5 protein-coding genes and 4 pseudogenes are annotated in these 17,441 nt (G+C 49.4%); all 9 read right to left on the bottom strand.

What is annotated here, in order from left to right:
- Positions 1-97: 97 nt before the first annotated feature.
- Positions 98-5,833: a DUF4011 domain-containing anti-phage protein Hhe gene (gene hhe, locus ACLHV9_RS09080; protein WP_048266475.1), complete on the bottom strand. Its 5,736-nt coding sequence runs from the start codon at positions 5,831-5,833 to the stop codon at positions 98-100.
- A 186-nt stretch (positions 5,834-6,019) separates the two neighbouring features.
- Entirely contained in the window at positions 6,020-8,062 is a 2,043-nt protein-coding gene (locus tag ACLHV9_RS09075; protein ID WP_103281221.1) for a DUF262 domain-containing protein, read from the bottom strand.
- Positions 8,055-9,506 (bottom strand): DUF262 domain-containing protein, encoded by a 1,452-nt coding sequence (locus ACLHV9_RS09070; RefSeq protein WP_103281222.1) that lies wholly within the window; start codon positions 9,504-9,506, stop codon positions 8,055-8,057. Before ACLHV9_RS09070 ends, ACLHV9_RS09075 begins: the two co-directional genes overlap by 8 nt.
- 24 nt (positions 9,507-9,530) lie before the next feature.
- A pseudogene (locus ACLHV9_RS09065) lies at positions 9,531-10,019 on the bottom strand (IS3 family transposase); the annotation flags it as partial.
- An 80-nt stretch (positions 10,020-10,099) separates the two neighbouring features.
- A pseudogene (ltrA, locus tag ACLHV9_RS09060) lies at positions 10,100-11,607 on the bottom strand (group II intron reverse transcriptase/maturase).
- A gap of 672 nt (positions 11,608-12,279) precedes the next feature.
- Positions 12,280-12,967: pseudogene (locus ACLHV9_RS09055) on the bottom strand (IS3 family transposase); the annotation flags it as partial.
- Positions 12,968-13,039: 72 nt separating this feature from the next.
- Positions 13,040-13,314 (bottom strand): annotated as a pseudogene (locus tag ACLHV9_RS09050) (IS1-like element transposase); the annotation flags it as partial.
- Between the two features lie 86 nt (positions 13,315-13,400).
- Positions 13,401-14,156 carry a M48 family metallopeptidase gene (locus ACLHV9_RS09045; RefSeq protein WP_094888004.1) on the bottom strand — a complete coding sequence of 252 codons (756 nt, stop codon included), beginning with the start codon at positions 14,154-14,156 and terminating at the stop codon, positions 13,401-13,403.
- Positions 14,153-17,437 (bottom strand): type I restriction endonuclease subunit R, encoded by a 3,285-nt coding sequence (locus ACLHV9_RS09040; protein WP_236906847.1) that lies wholly within the window; start codon positions 17,435-17,437, stop codon positions 14,153-14,155. Before ACLHV9_RS09040 ends, ACLHV9_RS09045 begins: the two co-directional genes overlap by 4 nt.
- Between the last annotated feature and the right edge of the window lie 4 nt (positions 17,438-17,441).

The raw sequence follows: 17,441 nt of genomic DNA, 5'->3' as shown, positions 1-17,441 counted from the left end.
ATAGCCCAATTCCTCAATAAAAAACCTGACTACGCGCTGTTGAGTTGCGCGTTCACGTTGTCCGACAGTTGTCACTGTTCTTATTACCTTTAACTAATTATGCCAATTCAGACTCAAACGCTGCATCATTCGCTTCAGCCTCTGCGCCATCAATTAATGCCAAGACTCGGTCAAGAAAGCGTTGCGCTTCGTATACATCTGTTGCTTGCCGCAGATAATGAGGTATTCGTTCAACAAACTCGGAACGTGATAAAGGCTGATGTTCCAGCAAAGCCTCAAGCATTGCGGGCCGCAACAAACGACGATCAGCATCAACATTAGGAAGCTCAACCTCAATGACATGTGTGGCAAAATACTTAAGTTGCTCCTTAAGCCCCAAATTGGGCATAAGAGAATCAATTGAGTCAGACGCCACTTCAGCGCTTGACTCAATCGTTTCTACATATTCATAGGAAGGTACAACAACGTCTGGAGCCAATGTTTTAAGCTCATGGAGTTTACGGATAATCGGAGATAGAACCTCATCAGGATTACTGAACCAATCAGTGGACCAAATGCGGCTAATTCTCCAACCCAAACGCTCCAGAACCTCTTGACGCAAACGGTCACGATCACGAGCAGATTTAGCTGAGTGATAAGCCGCACCATCACACTCTATGCCCATTAAGTAACGGCCAGGACAACCTGGATCTTTCACAGCTAGATCAATAAAGAATCCTGCAACCCCTACCTGAGGTTCACACTCAAACCCAGCGTGATTGAGTGCTTCCATTACAGCAACCTCAAAGTCACTATCTGGAGCCCTGCCGGTATGCGTTGTGAGGGAATCTAGTTTGCCACTTTCGGCAAACTGTAAAAAACCTTTCAACGAAATAACACCAAGTTTACTGGTTTCACTCGTCAATACATCTTCAGAACGCATTGAACTAAACACATGCATCCGTTTTTTTGATCGAGTGAAAAGCACATTCAAGCGACGCCAGCCAACATCGGAATTGATAGGTCCAAAGCGTTGATAAACCTTTCCACCATGCTCAGAAGGTCCATAGGTAAAGGAAATAAAGATTACATCACGCTCATCCCCTTGAACGTTCTCAAGGTTTTTCACAAAAAGTGGCTCTTCCATGGCATATAAGCCATCGATTGCATCGTTAAATTCAGGGCGATTTCGGCGCAATTCATCGATAGCGCGCTCAATTTGATCGCGTTGCTTGGAACTCATGGCCACTACCCCGAGTGACTCACCCGGCCGGTGTTGCGCATGATGAAGTACGGCCTCAGCAACTGCTTGGGCTTCTTCAATATTGTGTTGATTGGAGAACCGACCTTTTGACACATAGGTAAATTTAATCCCATACTCTGGAGACTCAGCATTTGGGGAAGGGAATATCACCAAATCACTGTTATAAAAATGGCGGTTAGAGTATGCAATCAACTTTTCATGTCGTGAACGATAGTGCCAACGCAAACGTCTCATAGGAAACAGTGGCAAAGCAGCATCCAAAATGCTGTCAGTATCACTTAAAGCCGCGGCATCATCGTCATCTTCTCCGTCGGCACTTCGATCAAAGAAACTGGTTGGTGGTAGCTGTTTCGGGTCACCAACGACCACTAGTTGCTTGCCCCTCGCGATGACACCCAATGCATCCTCTGGCTTCACCTGAGACGCTTCGTCCATCACCACCAGATCAAATTCCATTCGTCCAGGTTCTAGGTAATGAGCTGCTGACATTGGCCCCATCATGAAACAAGGTTTAATTGCAACCAGCGCATTACATGCACGGTTAACCAATTGCCTAATTGGAATATGTCTGGTTTTTTTACCCAACTCATTTTTGATCAAAGCTAGTTCTGTATATTCACTTTTCTTACCACCAGAATTCCCTTCTGGTATATTTCGGCAAGCAATTTTTGCTGCAATCCGCTGACGTTGTAATTCAATCAGTTTTTTGTCGTAATCTTTAAATGACTTCTGCAAAGCATTGCGCTGTGAGCCGGAAACTCTCATCAATTCAGGGTGGATGTGAATAACCTCCCGCGCCAGCTGGTCATGAATTGCTAATGCTAAACCCAATTCAACTTTTTCAATCGGGAGCGAGCCCGCAAGTACAGCACTCCAGATTCGCTGCAATCCATTTTCATGCATCTGCTCGTAACAACGAATAAAGTTAACCCACCCGTTCAACCAACGGGGTTGCTGTATTGCTCTTTCGTTGCGCTCGATTAATGTATTAAGAGAACCATCAGTCGACTTGAGCCACTGACTCCGCTCTAACTTTGTTTCTAGCGCATATAACTCAGCATTTTTAATCTGTTCATTCCATTTCGAAACTATTTCCCCACCATCACGACATAGTAAATCGTAATCACTACCACTAGCCAAATGTCTGATCTGGGTAGCCAAGGATACGCAATTTATCTTATCAACCAGTTGCTCGGCAAAATTCAGCGTGTCGTTAATAGTGTCTAACGTCAGTTGATTATTTTTATACGCACCGCAAGCCAATGGGGTTAATTGTAAAAACGCCCCTAACTGTAACGAGTCATTTTCAAGGGATATCTGAAGATCGTTTATGTTTTGCAAAATCTCAGAGGAATGAGTCATCTGCTCTAATGATATATCTGGATTGATAAACCATCCCTGCAAGGCAATGAGAGTATTCCGCACCTGTCGGTAAGATTGCATCAATACACCTTGCTCACCTAACCAAGATGCATGTTCTTCCAACAAGCTAGAAATACGCGGTAATAACTTAGCCTCGTGCTCGACCCGTTTAACCAAAGTCATTAATCTTGAGCTAATCTGCGATTTCTCGATTAAATGCACACCTTTGATAATCTCACCATCTAGGTTAAATAATCCAGAGCCTATCGCAACTCGCTTTCCAAAACCTATCCCGTAACAAGCTCGGACCTTCTTGTACCAATCACGCAATAACATGAGTTGTTCACAGTCGGTGTCCAACCCTCGGAATGCATTACCAAGTTGATTACCAAAGTCACTTTGTTCAAACCGTTGTAACAGCTCCGAATACTTGAGCAAATCAGCTGAGCAGCGTTTTAACTCAGCAAACTTAGTGTCAGGCTTACGAGATTGCGCCATGAGCAGTGCCTTGGCACTACGCCAATCACTCTTAAACCATGCAAATAATCCCCCTTGCTGGATAACAGCAACGGCATGCGCGAGCATCTCTTGGGAAGGCAACTGGTCCAATTGATACAAAGTAGATAGACCATCTCTTAAAGGACGCAATGTTTCGATTTGACACATTAAGTCGCGCAATACTGCATCGATATCATCATCATCGAAAAGAGGATCTCGAACTCTAATAAGCTCAGTCGGTAAAGCACCCAGAATCGACAACAACTCAGAGCAGAATAGCAATCCAGCTTGCGAATCATCGATATACGAAGCAATACCATCTGGCAAAGCATTTTTGAAATCGTTTAATTGCGCATAAATAGATGATAACTCATCATGAATTGATTGGATGGATTCAAGCCACCTGACCAAATCACGTAAAGTGAAATCCTCTGCTGCACCATATTTTTCCAGCTCTTCACGAGGAAAGTCACACGATTGTCCTTGTTCTAAAAGTCGTAGCTTTTGAGGCTCGATAACCTGGCTCAAGGCCACATAATGACCTTGTAGCAACTCGAACCTATCTAAATAGTGACGCACCCGTGCAATGGCATCGGGTGAATCTAGCTCACTAAGTGCTGGGAAATGCTCTGAACCACACAACACTGGAAGATTCGACTGATCTTCTACCAATTGCTCAATATATTGAAGCGTATTAAGGCTTTCGCCTTCTAACGCCCACTTATCTACATATTCTTGATAGCTATGTTGAAAGTCGATAATTGATGTCTGCCAAGTTTGTAGCAAATCGACTATACGAGCGCTGTCAAACAATTGAATTTGTGTGTTATTCACACCGCTCCAAGGGTGCTCATATATTTCTGCATTAGCCCCCACCTGCTCACGAACCTCTTTGTAGATGCGGCTAAACTCTACTATTTGGTCACGCAGCCGTAATTGGGTCACTTTATCCAACTGCTTCCCGGAAAGGTTTTCGATATGAAGTGCTGTTGCATCAATATCTAATTTGTGACGATAACGGGTTGCACCACTCAAAATCTGATGGATCGTTTTGCCTGTTTGCGCCCATTGGTTATTGATCAATGCGGCATATTCATTGAGCTGCTGCTTAAGATCTTCATAACGCAAAATCTGAGCATCAATCTCTTCCATAGTAGGCATGGTCGCCTGACTCACCAAGCGAGCATTAATATCATCCAGCACCTTGCGCTTATGAGTTTTATGACTGTGCAACTCTAAGCAAAATTGACCTAGCCCCGCACGATCCAAGCGACGTTTGACGACCTCCAGTGCAGCCATCTTCTCTGCCACAAACAGGACTTTCTTACCGTTGAGCAGAGCTGCTGCAATCAAGTTGGTGATCGTTTGTGATTTGCCACTACCAGGAGGGCCCTCAATGACTAAGTTTTGACCACGGATAGCATCGATCAACGCACTGTGCTGCGAGCTATCCGCATCATCGATTAGTGGAACCTTGTCATGAATATCAGGGTAACTATCGATGCAGTACTCATGCTGACCGAAGCCACCAGGTAAGCCGGAATTCTCTTGACCACAGCTCTGACTGGTGAAAAAGCGACGAATTACTTCATGAGACAATATATTGCGCTTGTCACAAGGCCAGCGGGCAGGATCGAGGTCAAGATACATCATCATCTTGCCAAAATTGAGCAAGCTAAGTGCACCATAACGTTTCACAGACCATTTAGGTTTGTGCTGCTCTACAACCTTCTTCACCGAAGCAAAATAAGACTCTGGAGTTTCCTCTTCATTGAACAAAGGAAGAGCGAGGCCAAAGTCAGCCTGAAGTTTTTCCTTCAAAGAGAGATTGGGCAAAATATCTTCACCCGTGTAATAAAGTTGAAACTTGTAAAGACCATCCTTCGGATCTAATTTTCCTCGTTCACATCTCACCGGAATTGTAAATAACGGTGCATAACGTGCCTTTTCAGAGGAATCGCTTTCATACCACTCAAGGAACCCTAACGCCAAATACAAGATGTTGGCGCCACTCTCCTCCAAAGCAGTTTGAGCCTTACCATAGATGGCGCGCAAACAAGCTTCCAGTTCATTTGGATAAAGCAGAGCCTGTATCCGATTATCGTCATGAGAGGGATTGGAAGAAGATATACTAATCTCATTCCCAGCCTTTGCCTGTCGTTCAAAATCCTCAAGCCCTTCATAGCCTGCTAAGCAGCACGCCTCCTTCAACGCTGACAAAGCTATACCTTGATTAACGTATTCAGAACGAATCCCTGTTAATTTTCCATTCTGGCCTTGGGCATATTGCAAGATAAACTGATGGGCTTTTTCCAGCAACTCTCTATCTGAATCAGAAACAACCGTTTTATGGCTATCTGGTAAATCAAAATCTGTACGGATTCCTAAGACGTGCGCCCAATCCTTAGCGCTAGGATGAGCTCTTAACTGTATATCTTTACCATCTGGCCCAACTTTGAGATAGCCATGCTCTAACAGCTGCGCTCTAGTTGGATCGGGCACAGGAGCAAATTCCATCGGGATTTCCGAGCAAAGGGTTTCATAAAGCTGTTCTGGTAATTCATCAACAATACGTAGTGAAGACCCTTTTTGAGTGATAGGGAAATTCAAAAGTCGATTTCGAGACGTAAGGTCCAATAACTTCTTACGCATAGCCTCGAGGGAAGTCAGAATAAAATCTGAGCCTCCTTGATTGAGTTCCTCTGCTGTAGAGGTATCTACAGTCGACATTATGTTCTCCATTTCTTAGGGTCCACAAGTAAAACGTTTTATGCTGATGCATCACAAAAAGACCGCAGTAAACTGCTGCAAAGAAGAGGAGATTTTTAGTCTCCCCTTCTTTATCAATCAGATCATACAATCAACTTAACGCCCATTAGTTGATAGCAGCCAAATTTCATAAACAGATTCAATCAGTTATTGCTGAATTTGATTGGATAGTAAGACCTGCAACATATCTTGTTGATGCACAGCTATCTCATCTTCCAGCCAACGACCTTTATCTTTCATCAGCCGAATCATAGCAAGCAATTTAAGACTATCAGTCTGGTTATTGGCAAGGCTTGCTTCAAAGTGCTCCTGCTTCTGTTGCGGCTGGAAGTTACTCAAGCGCGAGTTCTTGCTGTGGCTGATAAGGCAAAGGTTGCCAAACGAATGGAGTGCACTCTGCTCAACCGGTTTATAGCCATCCATCGGATGCTGGGGTGAGAAGTGCTCCACCGAGCTGCGGAAAGTGAACTCAAAGGAGCCAGCAACTTTGTCGCTATTCCGATCTCGTACCCACAGCAGATAGTCGAGGAAGTTGAAGACAAAGTTGTTCTCGATATGACCGAAGCGAAGTTTGGATGTAATCACCTTGTGCCAACTCTCATCCACATTGATGGCGGGCAACAGGGCGTTATCAAGGTAGAGCATCTGGTAATAGGAAGCCCCTTCACCAGGCGCCAAAAAGCGCTGGAAGACAAAGCGGCGAGCCTGACTCTCCAGATAGGACAGATAAGCCCCGGCATCCACCGGTTGATCAGGGTGACAATTGTCGAACAGATATCTCAGTGCACCATTCAGCCAATGTTTGTAAACCAGGGTCGGGGTCGACACATGAAACGCCGACAGCAACATCAGGACCCGCCGGTTAACACCAGAGAAACCATTCTCATTTTCATCCTTGTCAAAGGTATTGATGTAACTGACGCTCTTTTCCGAATACCAGTGCAGCCGCTTCAGACTCCAACTATCCTTGCCATCGGCAAACTCGCGCTTGATGATGAACTGATCAAACAGATACTTGCTCTTTAACAGGCCATAGATAAAACGCTGAACTGCCGCTACTGGATCCGGTTGCCTTATCACTCGCAGCTCAAACTGATCGACCAGTTGTTTATCATCAAGCGGCACCCCCTCCGTATCACCCGGGTCGCGGCTCACGAGTCGCAGCACATGGAGCAAGAAGTTGGAGAAGTTGATGACGCTGTTAAAGCGCTCGGAGCCTGCGCTCTCCTCCTCCACCGTCTCCTCACCATCAAGCTTGTCATCCTGCAAAATGGCCAACAAGGTGCGCCCTTGGCTACCGGCAGCTGCACGGCTTTTATCGGCAGCGTCGGCCGTGTTTGGGGATCCTAGCAGATCAAGCAGATGGGCAAAATCACGGGGCACAAACTGACCCCAGTCGCTCTCACCAAACAGACGGTGGCGCTCTTGCGGGGTAAAGCCGTACTGGATATAGCGCTCCATATTGGCGCAGGCATCCCATACCCGGGTCAGGATATGAATACTTTGGCGACGATGCTCTTCCTCGGGTATCTGGTTCAGCGTCTCCATCAGCCGCGCCTTGATCACTTCATGCTTTTCCAACTGCTCGCCGCGATTGTTCATCGCCTCGAAGAAGTGATTGAGATCGGTATCCTTGGGTACTTCGATACGAGAGATCTGCACATGCTTGAAGAGGTAGTCGCAAAAGGCCGTCAGTTTAGCCCCTACCAAACCAAGATCCGCCATTGCCTTGCCAATCAGCTCAAAACCGTTCACCAAACCTTCATTGAAGGTACTCCCCCGCAAATCGTAGGGGGCAACACCCTGCCATAAGCGCTCGAAGGTATGGCTCGATATCGGGCGACTCTCAAAAGCGAGGTTGATGGTCTGATACCAGCTCATATCCACCGAATCTATCGCGTGATGTTTGAGCCAATTGGCCAGCAGAGAGAGGGTAGTAAAGCGCTGCTGGCCATCGATTACCTCGAAACTGCCATCGTCCCGGGCAAACACCACCAGGGTGCCGATATAGTAGGTTTGCGGCCCCTTACCACTGACCAATTTTTGCTGATAATCCAGCACATCCTGCAGCAGCTGGGTGATCTCTCCCTCACCCCAGGCATAGTTGCGCTGGTACATGGGCACCAGATAGCGGGCGCGATCTTCAAGCAGTGCACGAATGGAAAAGGGGCGAACGCCTGCATCATTCATAATATTTCATCTCCCGAAACAGCCCGACCAGCTCATCTTCGGCACCATTGCGATTGTTCTTGTTCTCTCGACTGCTCATGCTAGGCAAAGGGAAGCCGTGCAGATCTCCCGGCAGACGAGCATCACGAATGGCACTGATCAGATTGTGCTCCAGCACATAGTTATCCATGGTTGCCAACTGCACTACCTGCTGGCGGATGCGGCAGCGATAGGCCCAGATAAAGCACTTCTCGATGGCCAGTGACAGCCCTTGGCTGCCGAACTTGTCGATATAGAAGATCAGGGCGCAGTCGAACATGGCCCGCACATAACGATCCCCGGTGCGGTGGCGACGCTCGTAGCTGCCCAGGGTCGATAGCACCTTGCTGGCCATCGGTGTCAGCGTTTCGCCGAGCAGGGTGGCAGATTGCGCCTTGCCGGAATCAGACTCCTCGGCCACGATGGCGGCCACCCGCGTCTGGTAGTACTCGGCCATCTCGAAAAAGCGCCGACCATTGATGATCATCTGGTCGAGATGAAAGGGAAACGTCATGTACTGGCCGTCAATCTTGCGCTGGTACTGGCTGTTGTACTCATCGACAAAGTGGTGGGCGATGCGCAGCGACTCCACGTAAGGATAATGCCCTACCCGATCTAGGTTGACCCCCTTGAAGAGATCCACCTCCCCCTTGCCAAAGTAGCGGGCCGACTTGTCCTCGGCCCACTGGCGTACCCGATAGAGATAGAGGGCGAACAGATTGGCCAGCTCGTCGCTTGGCAGGCGCTCCCAATGGGCGACCGCCTCGGCCTTGAGATTGGCCTCATGACCGGCAAACTCGCGCAGGTGAAATGCCTTGAGCAGATCGTGAGGAGCCAGATCGCGCCCCCGGGCATTTTGCGAATCGAAGAACTGGAACGCCTCCGAGATATCCTGCAGTACAAAGCAGACCACCTGACAGCGGTTGAGCAGAAAGTCAATTTGCTGCTCGTCAAACTCAGGGCGGGCCACCAGCCGACGCAACTCCAGATAGTTGCGTCTGAGGTTGAACTCCGAATCCCGGCTGGGGAAGCGCTGGCGCTGCATAAACGCATCGATAGGTCCACGCAAGACCTGCAATTGCTCACGCAGATCCTGACGTTGAAACCGGATACTCTTCTCTTTGCCACTGCGATTTTCGTTATCCAGCACCTCGATCAGCGCCTTGACGGTCAACATCAGGGTCAGGGTGCGTTGCTGACCATCGACGATATCAAGCATCTCGCCCTGCTCACTATCGGTGTGCTGATGAAACACCACCGAGCCCAGCCGGTAGGCGCTCTTGTCCTGATGGGTTGCCAAATCGGTAAAGAGATCCGAGATATTCTTGGAGCCCCAGCGGTAAGGTCGCTGATAGCTTGGGATGGCCAGTTGGGGAATGGCCAGCAACTGGCGTACCGACTGCACTTGATTATTAATGCTCTCCATCATGCCTCCTGCGGTATGAAGTGGTCAACAAAAACTGGCCACCGCGTTAGAGTTTTTCCAGTATCGGTTTTCTGATTCGTTTGGCGGTAACCCACCATTATATTCGTGCGGTCTTAGTGCGCTGTAATATCCAACGATATAGTCCGTTATTGCGTGAGCTGCATCGCTGAAGCTTACATAGCCCGTCGCCGGCACCCATTCGTTCTTCAGACTCCTGAAGAAGCGCTCCATTGGGCTGTTATCCCAGCAGTTTCCACGCCGACTCATACTCTGCCTGATCCGGTATCGCCACAGTAACTGCCGGAACTGCCTGCTCGTATAATGGCTGCCTTGATCGCTGTGGAACATCACCCCGACGGGCTTACCACGGGTTTCCCATGCCATTTCCAGTGCTTTCATGGTGAGCCTGCTGTCCGGCGAGAACGACATGGCCCAGCCCACTGGTTTTCTTGCGAACAGGTCGAGAACAACGGCGAGGTACGCCCAGCGCTTACCCGTCCAGAGTAGAGTAAGAGGCAGGGCGTAGTCGGACTATTTCCCTGCCTCTCCTCCCCGAACCGGACGTGCACCTTTCAGCGCATCCGGCTCTCCATTTAAATGCTGGCGAACGCCATTGCCACTTCTGTAAAGCGCGATGTATACGTGTTTCTGGTCTCCGTCCTCAGATAGGGATTACCTTCGGGTAGCCGCCAGCGGAACAGCTTCTTGCCTTGCCCCACCAACCGGTACAGTATTTCGCCGCTGAGCTTGCCGTGATTGGTTTTACCAAATAAAACCCACGTTTTGCTCTGACCCGGTTTCGGTGATTTACACCACCACCTCATCAGGGAAGCGATACCTGTACGGTATTTGCGGGCCAGCCAGTGAGCCAGCTTCCAGAACACGACACGGTCGATATAACTGAAGACTTTGGCCTTAAAATCAACGAACTGATAGAACATGGCCCAGCCTTTCAGTTTTCGGTTGAGTTGTTCAGCCATATCGACTTTGCTTTCACTGTAGTTGCCTGATAACAGTGCTGTCAGCGATGCGGCGAAGTTTCTGGCTTTCTCCTGCGGGATCGTTGAGACCACTCGCATCTCGCCATAACGACTGCGTTTGCGAATGATCCTGTGCCCCAGAAAGATAAAGCCGTCATTAACATGGGTGATTTTAGTCTTATCCATGTTCAGCCTGAGTTTCAGACTGCCTTCGAGCACACCCCGACACTCCTCCCTGATGGCTTCCGCCTGTGCTTTGGTGCCTTTGACGATGAGGACAAAATCATCGGCATAGCGGCAGTACGCCACCGCGGGTTTCCACTGCCAGTTTTCTCTGACCGCCGTACTTCGGCCCCGTTGGATACTGTTATTCCAGTACCACCGATCTTTTCTGGCTTTCCCGCTCAGGTAGCGCTCATGCAGGTATTGATCGAACTCATTCAGCATGATGTTCGATAATAGCGGCGATATAACACCGCCCTGTGGCACACCTTCACTGGCCGCCCGAAAGAGACCGACATCGATATGTCCCGCCTTGATGGTTTTCCACAGCAGAGTCATGAAACGTGCGTCACTGATCCTGCGGCGTACAGCCTTCATCAGCAGTCGATGATGTACGGTGTCGAAGTAACTGGACAGGTCGCCTTCAATCACCCAGCGTCCCCGGGTTTCACCGCAGTCTGTGAGCTGTAATTTCACCGTGCGGATCGCGTGGTGGACACTGCGCTCAGGCCGGAAGCCATATGAGAGCGTATGAAAATCACTCTCCCATATCGGCTCCATCGCCATCAGCATGGCCCGCTGAACAATACGATCCCGCAACGCGGGGATACCCAGTGGTCGCAGTTTGCCGTTGCTTTTAGGGATGTAAACCCGTCTGGCGGGCAAGGGCTGGTAGTGGCCTGAGAGTAATTCATCCCTGAGGATTTGCAGCTCAACAGCCAGTCTGGCCTGTAGCATTGTTTTGTTCACGCCATCAACGCCGGGGTATGCGCCCCCTTTGATGAAAGCGTGATCCGCGCCGCTTCAGCCAGCCATTCTGGTTGTGTTATCAGACGCAGCAGCCGTTGAATCCGTAGGGACGGATCGGTGGCTGCCCATGTGGCAAGCTTGCGTTGCATTTCGCTGATTATCAAAGGTCTTCACCTCGTTAGGTCAGTTAATTCACGTCGCAAACACATTCAAACTGCTTCCCTTCGCCATGTAATGGGCTTTCCCCATCGCGGACTACTACGGAAGCTCCGCCAGCCAGCGCGTCATCGGAGCCATGCCCCCTTAACATCCGTCGCTGACCTTCCCCGGTTTACCTGCCTGGACTCAGGCATACTGAGGAGGCTGCCCGTCGCACTCTTTATCCTTGCTTGCCGCAAGTTGGCAGAAGTCAGCAACGCAAGCGTGATAGACGCTGCTGCCCCGGTGTTTCGCATACATGTCAAAACACCTTCGACCGGCAGTGCTTACGTATCACTGCCAGTTCCTCCTGCACGGCCTGTCAGATCACGTAGGCCGTGGTGACGTTTTCAACCCACAGAGGCGGATTAACGGGTTCATGTTCTTCAGCCTTTCAGTACTTAACCTTGAGGATCATCTCGGCTTAGTGATCTCGCCTCAATCCCCGTTGTCAGCGGGTTACATCACCCTGCGGGCATGCCGCAGGTCACTGCCGCTCAGGTTCTCCACCGTCACACCCGGTGGGATTGTTGGGTTTCTCATCGTGAGTTACCGGTTCAATATTCCAGACAGACTCGCGGTTCATTTAAGCATCCATGCCCGCCCTGAACTCCGGGCACACTATAGGTCACATCACCGCACCACACCTGATTTGGTTCCGTTACGGCGAACTGTCGCTCAAGATGATTCGGGATAGCAACGTGCTCATGACCGCCACGCTTATACCGGTGAGTCGGCTGCTGGCAACTGACCAGCCCCAGCTCTTTCATGAGTCTGCCAGCAAGCCAGCGCCCCATCTGGTAGCCTCTCTGGGTTGCCATTGTGGCGATGCTTCTTGCTCCGGCAGAGCCGTGGCTGATGCCATGCAGTTCAAGTACCTGACTGCGTAATACAGCCCGTCTGCCGTCTGGCTTTTCAGGACGGTTTTTCCAGTATTTGTAGCTGCTGCGATGAACCCCGAACACATGGCAGAGAGTGGCCACAGGATAACGCGCCCTGAGTTTCCCGATTATCGAGAACTGTTCAGGGAGTCTGACATCAAGAGCGCGGTAGCCTTTTTTAATATTTCATTTTCCATTTCAATACGTTGTAGCTTTTTCCTGAGCTCACGGATTTCAATTTGTTCGGGGTAATGGGGGAGGCTTTTGGTGTTTTGCCCTGCCGTTCATCACGTAATTATTTCACCCATCGCGTCATTGTGGAAAGGCCGACATCCATAGCGCTGGCTGCATCTGCCACGGTGTAGTTCTGGTCAACGACCAGTTGAGCGGATTCGCGTTTAAACTCTGCGCTGAAATTTCTTTTTTTCATTATGACACCTGTGTTGTTCTGAGGTGAGCATATCACCTCTGTTCAGGTGGCCAAATTCAGTAAACCACTTCATACCGACTGCGGCCTGAGTTTTTTAAATGGCGGAAAATCGTGTTGAGGCCAACGCCCATAATGCGGGCGGTTGCCCGGCATCCAACGCCATTCATGGCCATATCAATGATTTTCTGTTGCGTACCGGGTTGAGAAGCGGTGTAAGTGAACTGCAGTTGCCATGTTTTACGGCAGTGAGAGCAGAGATAGCGCTGATGTCCGGCAGTGCTTTTGCCGTTACGCACCACCCCGTCAGTAGCTGAACAGGAGGGACAGCTGATAGAAACAGAAGCCACTGGAGCACCTCAAAAACACCATCATACACTAAATCAGTAAGTTGGCAGCATCACCGACAAATGAGCCCATTGGAATAAGTTAGAAACTACATATCTGCCAACAACATCCCAGCCATACCATCCAGTCGCTTCTTGACCTTTTCCCACCCCGGCATAACCTGCCCCATCAGACGGTAAAACTCCTCACTATGGTTGTGCTCAGCAACATGACATAACTCATGTAGCAAGACATAATCGATGCATTCTGAGGATGCCTTAACCAGCCATGGATTCAAGGTCAGACAGCCTTTTGCTGAACAGTTGCCCCATTGCGTTTGCATCGCCCGCAGACGTATCGGAGGACGCTCACTGACCCAAAGGGTCTGCGGAATCAGTAAATCAAGCCTGCGTTGAAATACATCTCTGGCACGTTCCCGATACCATTCAGCCAGCAAGGCTTTAATCTTTTCTGCCGATTTGTGTCTGACAGTCACTTCCAGACGCCCACGCAACATTTTCACTCGTTGCGGCACAGTAGCGTCTTCTGTCACTTTCAACTGATATTGCTTACCGAGATAATAATGGCTTTCTCCGCTGACATACTGACGCGGAACAATGTGTGTCTGTTGCTCCCTGAAATCACGCAGTTGCTGGTATATCCAGCGACTTCTTTTTTTCAGCGCAGACAACAGCTCGTGCTCCGGTGTTTCTGGAGGTACAGAGACAATAACCCGGCAGTCCGGATGCACCTTGATGAGCACCCTACCCTTTACGACCTGACGCGGAACACACTGTACGACGATGACCTCATCACCATAGACAATGCGTAACGCTTTCATTGATGGCGATTCTTTTTCACTCATGATTTCATCAAACCAACGCGCAGTATCTGGATGATGGTTTCCACAATACGGTTAACCTGATTCATTCCGGCACCAATTTCCCGGCAGGCCGTAAACAGCAGTGGTAGCAGACTTGTCTTAACGACTTTCTCAATGTCCTGGGGGTTCAGGGAGTTTTCTGCCACCGCTTTGACGATAATGTTGTCCACTTCAAAAGCCAGCTTCGTCCACTTATCCTGCACCTGAACGTCGTTTACCGCAAAAACCTCAGGTAGCTCTTTTTTAAATACACCGTAATACGCCTGAGCATGCTTGTTTACCGCCAGTGCATCCGGGATATCGCTGAGCTTACGGGCTTCAACCTGTTCTTCAAATTCACGGAACAAAAGGTACTGTTTCAGCGGATGGTCAAACAGTTTTTCAGCCTCTTCGATAGCCATACGCAGGAGTTTTGAAAATGCCTCCTGAGCATACGGGTCATCACGCAGCTCCTGCTCAATCATCTTTGTCACACGGGTTTTAATGATGTCGGTTTCATTGCGGGTTTTATTGTTGTCCCACTCTTCGGGCTTTTCGCTCTTGCCCATTTTACCGACTTCATACACGCCATCCGGTTCACGAACCTCAACGCCGGTGACATGCTTATCCAGCAGTTTTTTCACCTGCTCAGCGTAGTCGTCATAATTGACCTGCTCTCCACTTACCTGCATCGCCCACTGGCGCAGGCTGGACATCTGTTTTACGGTTTCTTTATAGAGATTTCGGTCTTGTTCCGTAAAGCTCTTGTCGGTGAAGAAGGTAGCGGACTGCAGTGCCACTTTCAGGCATCCGGCAAAGGCCGTTAACGCCTCGAAGAAATCATCACGGGTTTTCTGATGGATATCGACCATCTCTCCGTCACGTTCTTCCATTTTAGGCACCAGTACCGCACGTAACTGCTCAGTATCATTTTTGTTTTTAACACCGGCAAATATGGCCCACAGCTGGTTATACAGATGCGGCAGACGCTTATATTCAGAGCTCATGGCGCTGTACAGCCCGTCAATATCTTTGATATCGTATCCGCCCTGAGTTCGGGAGGCGAGGTCCTGATATTTGCCGATAGTCGTGTCCAGCTCAGCCAGAATGCCGCGATAATCAATCAGCAGACCGAACTTTTTTAGTGGATGCAGTCGGTTCACCCGCGCAATCGCCTGGATAAGGTTGTGGGACTTAAGCGGCTTGTCGATATACAGCACGGTATTCTTCGGCTCATCAAACCCGGTGAGCAGTTTATCAACGACTATCAGCAATTTGAGCTTCTCATCGGTATCGAAACGACTGATGATATTGCGGGTATACACAGACTCATCCTGCGTGCCGACGTTATCTTTCCACCATTTCGTCACTTCCGGCAGTTTGCTTTCATCCACCTCAGTATTCCCTTCCCGGGTATCCGGCGGGCTGATAACTACAGCTGACTCAAACAACCCGGCTTCATCAAGATACTTTTTATATTTGATGGCGGAAATCTTGCTGTCGCAGGCAAGCTGGCCTTTCAGTCCCTCATCAATATTCTTCGAGAAGTGCGTGGCGATATCGAGTGCGATCAGACGGATGCGATCATCTGCACTATAAACCTCACCTTTACGGGCATATTTACGCTTAAGGTCGGCTTTTTGCGCTTCGCTTAACCCATCGGTAATACGATCAAACCAGGCATCTATTGCCCGATCGTTAACCTCAAGGTCGGGAATACGTTCTTCATACAGCAAAGGTGTAACGGCTTTATCTTCTACCGCTCGCTGCATGGTATAAGCGTGGACAATCGGTCCGAATTTATTGGTGGTCTTATCTTCTTTTAGCAATGGCGTACCAGTAAATGCCACAAAGGCGGCGTTCGGCAGTGCCAGTTTCATTCGCACATGGTTCTCACCACCCTGGCTACGGTGTCCTTCATCAATCAGTACGATGATGTCGGGGCTGGTATTGACGCATTCAGGAAGTTTTGTCGCTGAATTAAATTTCTGGATTAGGGTGAAAATGATGCGTTCTTTACCGGAGCCAATCTGTTTCGCCAGCATCTGCCCGGATGTCGCCATTGCATTGGCTTTGTCTTTTTTCCCGGCCAACTCGCCGCCGGATGCAAAGGTACTGCTGAGCTGCCCTTCAAGATCGACACGGTCCGTCACCACCACAATGCGACACTGCTTCAGGCTGTCATGAAGAATCAGCGCCTTACTGAGGAACACCATGGTGTACGATTTACCGGACCCCGTGGTATGCCAGATCACACCACCTTCTCTGCCCCCGTCCGGTCTGCGGGTGCTTATGCGTTCCAGCAGCTTTTTAATCCCGAACACCTGCTGATAGCGGGCGACAATTTTCCCGGTCTTTTTATCAAACAGGGTGAAAAAGCGGGTCATCTCCAGCAGACGTTCCGGTGAAAGCAGGCTGATGAGCAGCTTATCCTGCCCGCTGACGGCCAGTTCACCGGCGGCGATTAACTGTTGGTACCAGTCGAGATCGGCTGAAGGACGATGATCAAACAACGCATGAATTTGTTCAGTCGATAACTTATGGTTGCGCAGCGCATACATCTGCGCGTAAGTAATATCTTCTTCGCGCCATGCCGCCCAGAATTTCATTGGTGTATGACAGGTGCCGTAGCGCCCGTCATACCCGTTAATCGACAGTAATAGCTGGCTATAGGCAAACAGCTGCGGGATTTCGTCGTTGAGCTGATTGCGGATACTCTGGGATATCCCTTCGTCAATGGTTGGCCCTTTCTTGCCGTGACCCGCCGGGCTTTTCGCTTCAATGACGGCCAGCGGGATACCATTCACAAAACACACAATATCCGGTCTGCGGGTTTCGACACCGCCTGACCGCAATACCGTAAATTCTTCGGTAAAATGGAACTGGTTATTTTCCGGATGTTCCCAGTCAATGAGTGCAATCGTGGGGTTGACCTTCTTACCATCGACAAACTCCGTGACGGCGATACCATAAAGCAGATGGTTATACATCCGCTCATTGGCTTTCAGCAGCCCTTCATTCAGCGCCGGAGAACAAACCTGCGATATCAGGTTATCCAGTGCCTTTTCCGATAACTGGCAAGTTTTACCGCTCGCCATAAAGGAACGCTTCGACAACGCCTCACGCAGAACCGGACGCAGCACCACCTCATCCTGTTTATAGCCCCGATAACCCATAATCTGTTTCGGGGGTAAAAACGTCCAGCCGAGGCTGGTCAGTAACGTCAGTGCCGGGATTTTGGCGCTGTATTCTTCCTGAAACTTTGGCGTGTACGGCTGGTTCATTAGC

It is taken from the genome of Enterobacter sp. CPE_E890 (assembly GCF_046521475.1).
In the GTDB taxonomy this organism is placed as follows: Bacteria; Pseudomonadota; Gammaproteobacteria; order Enterobacterales; family Enterobacteriaceae; genus Enterobacter; species Enterobacter adelaidei.
This window is presented reverse-complemented; position numbering and strand designations above follow the sequence as displayed.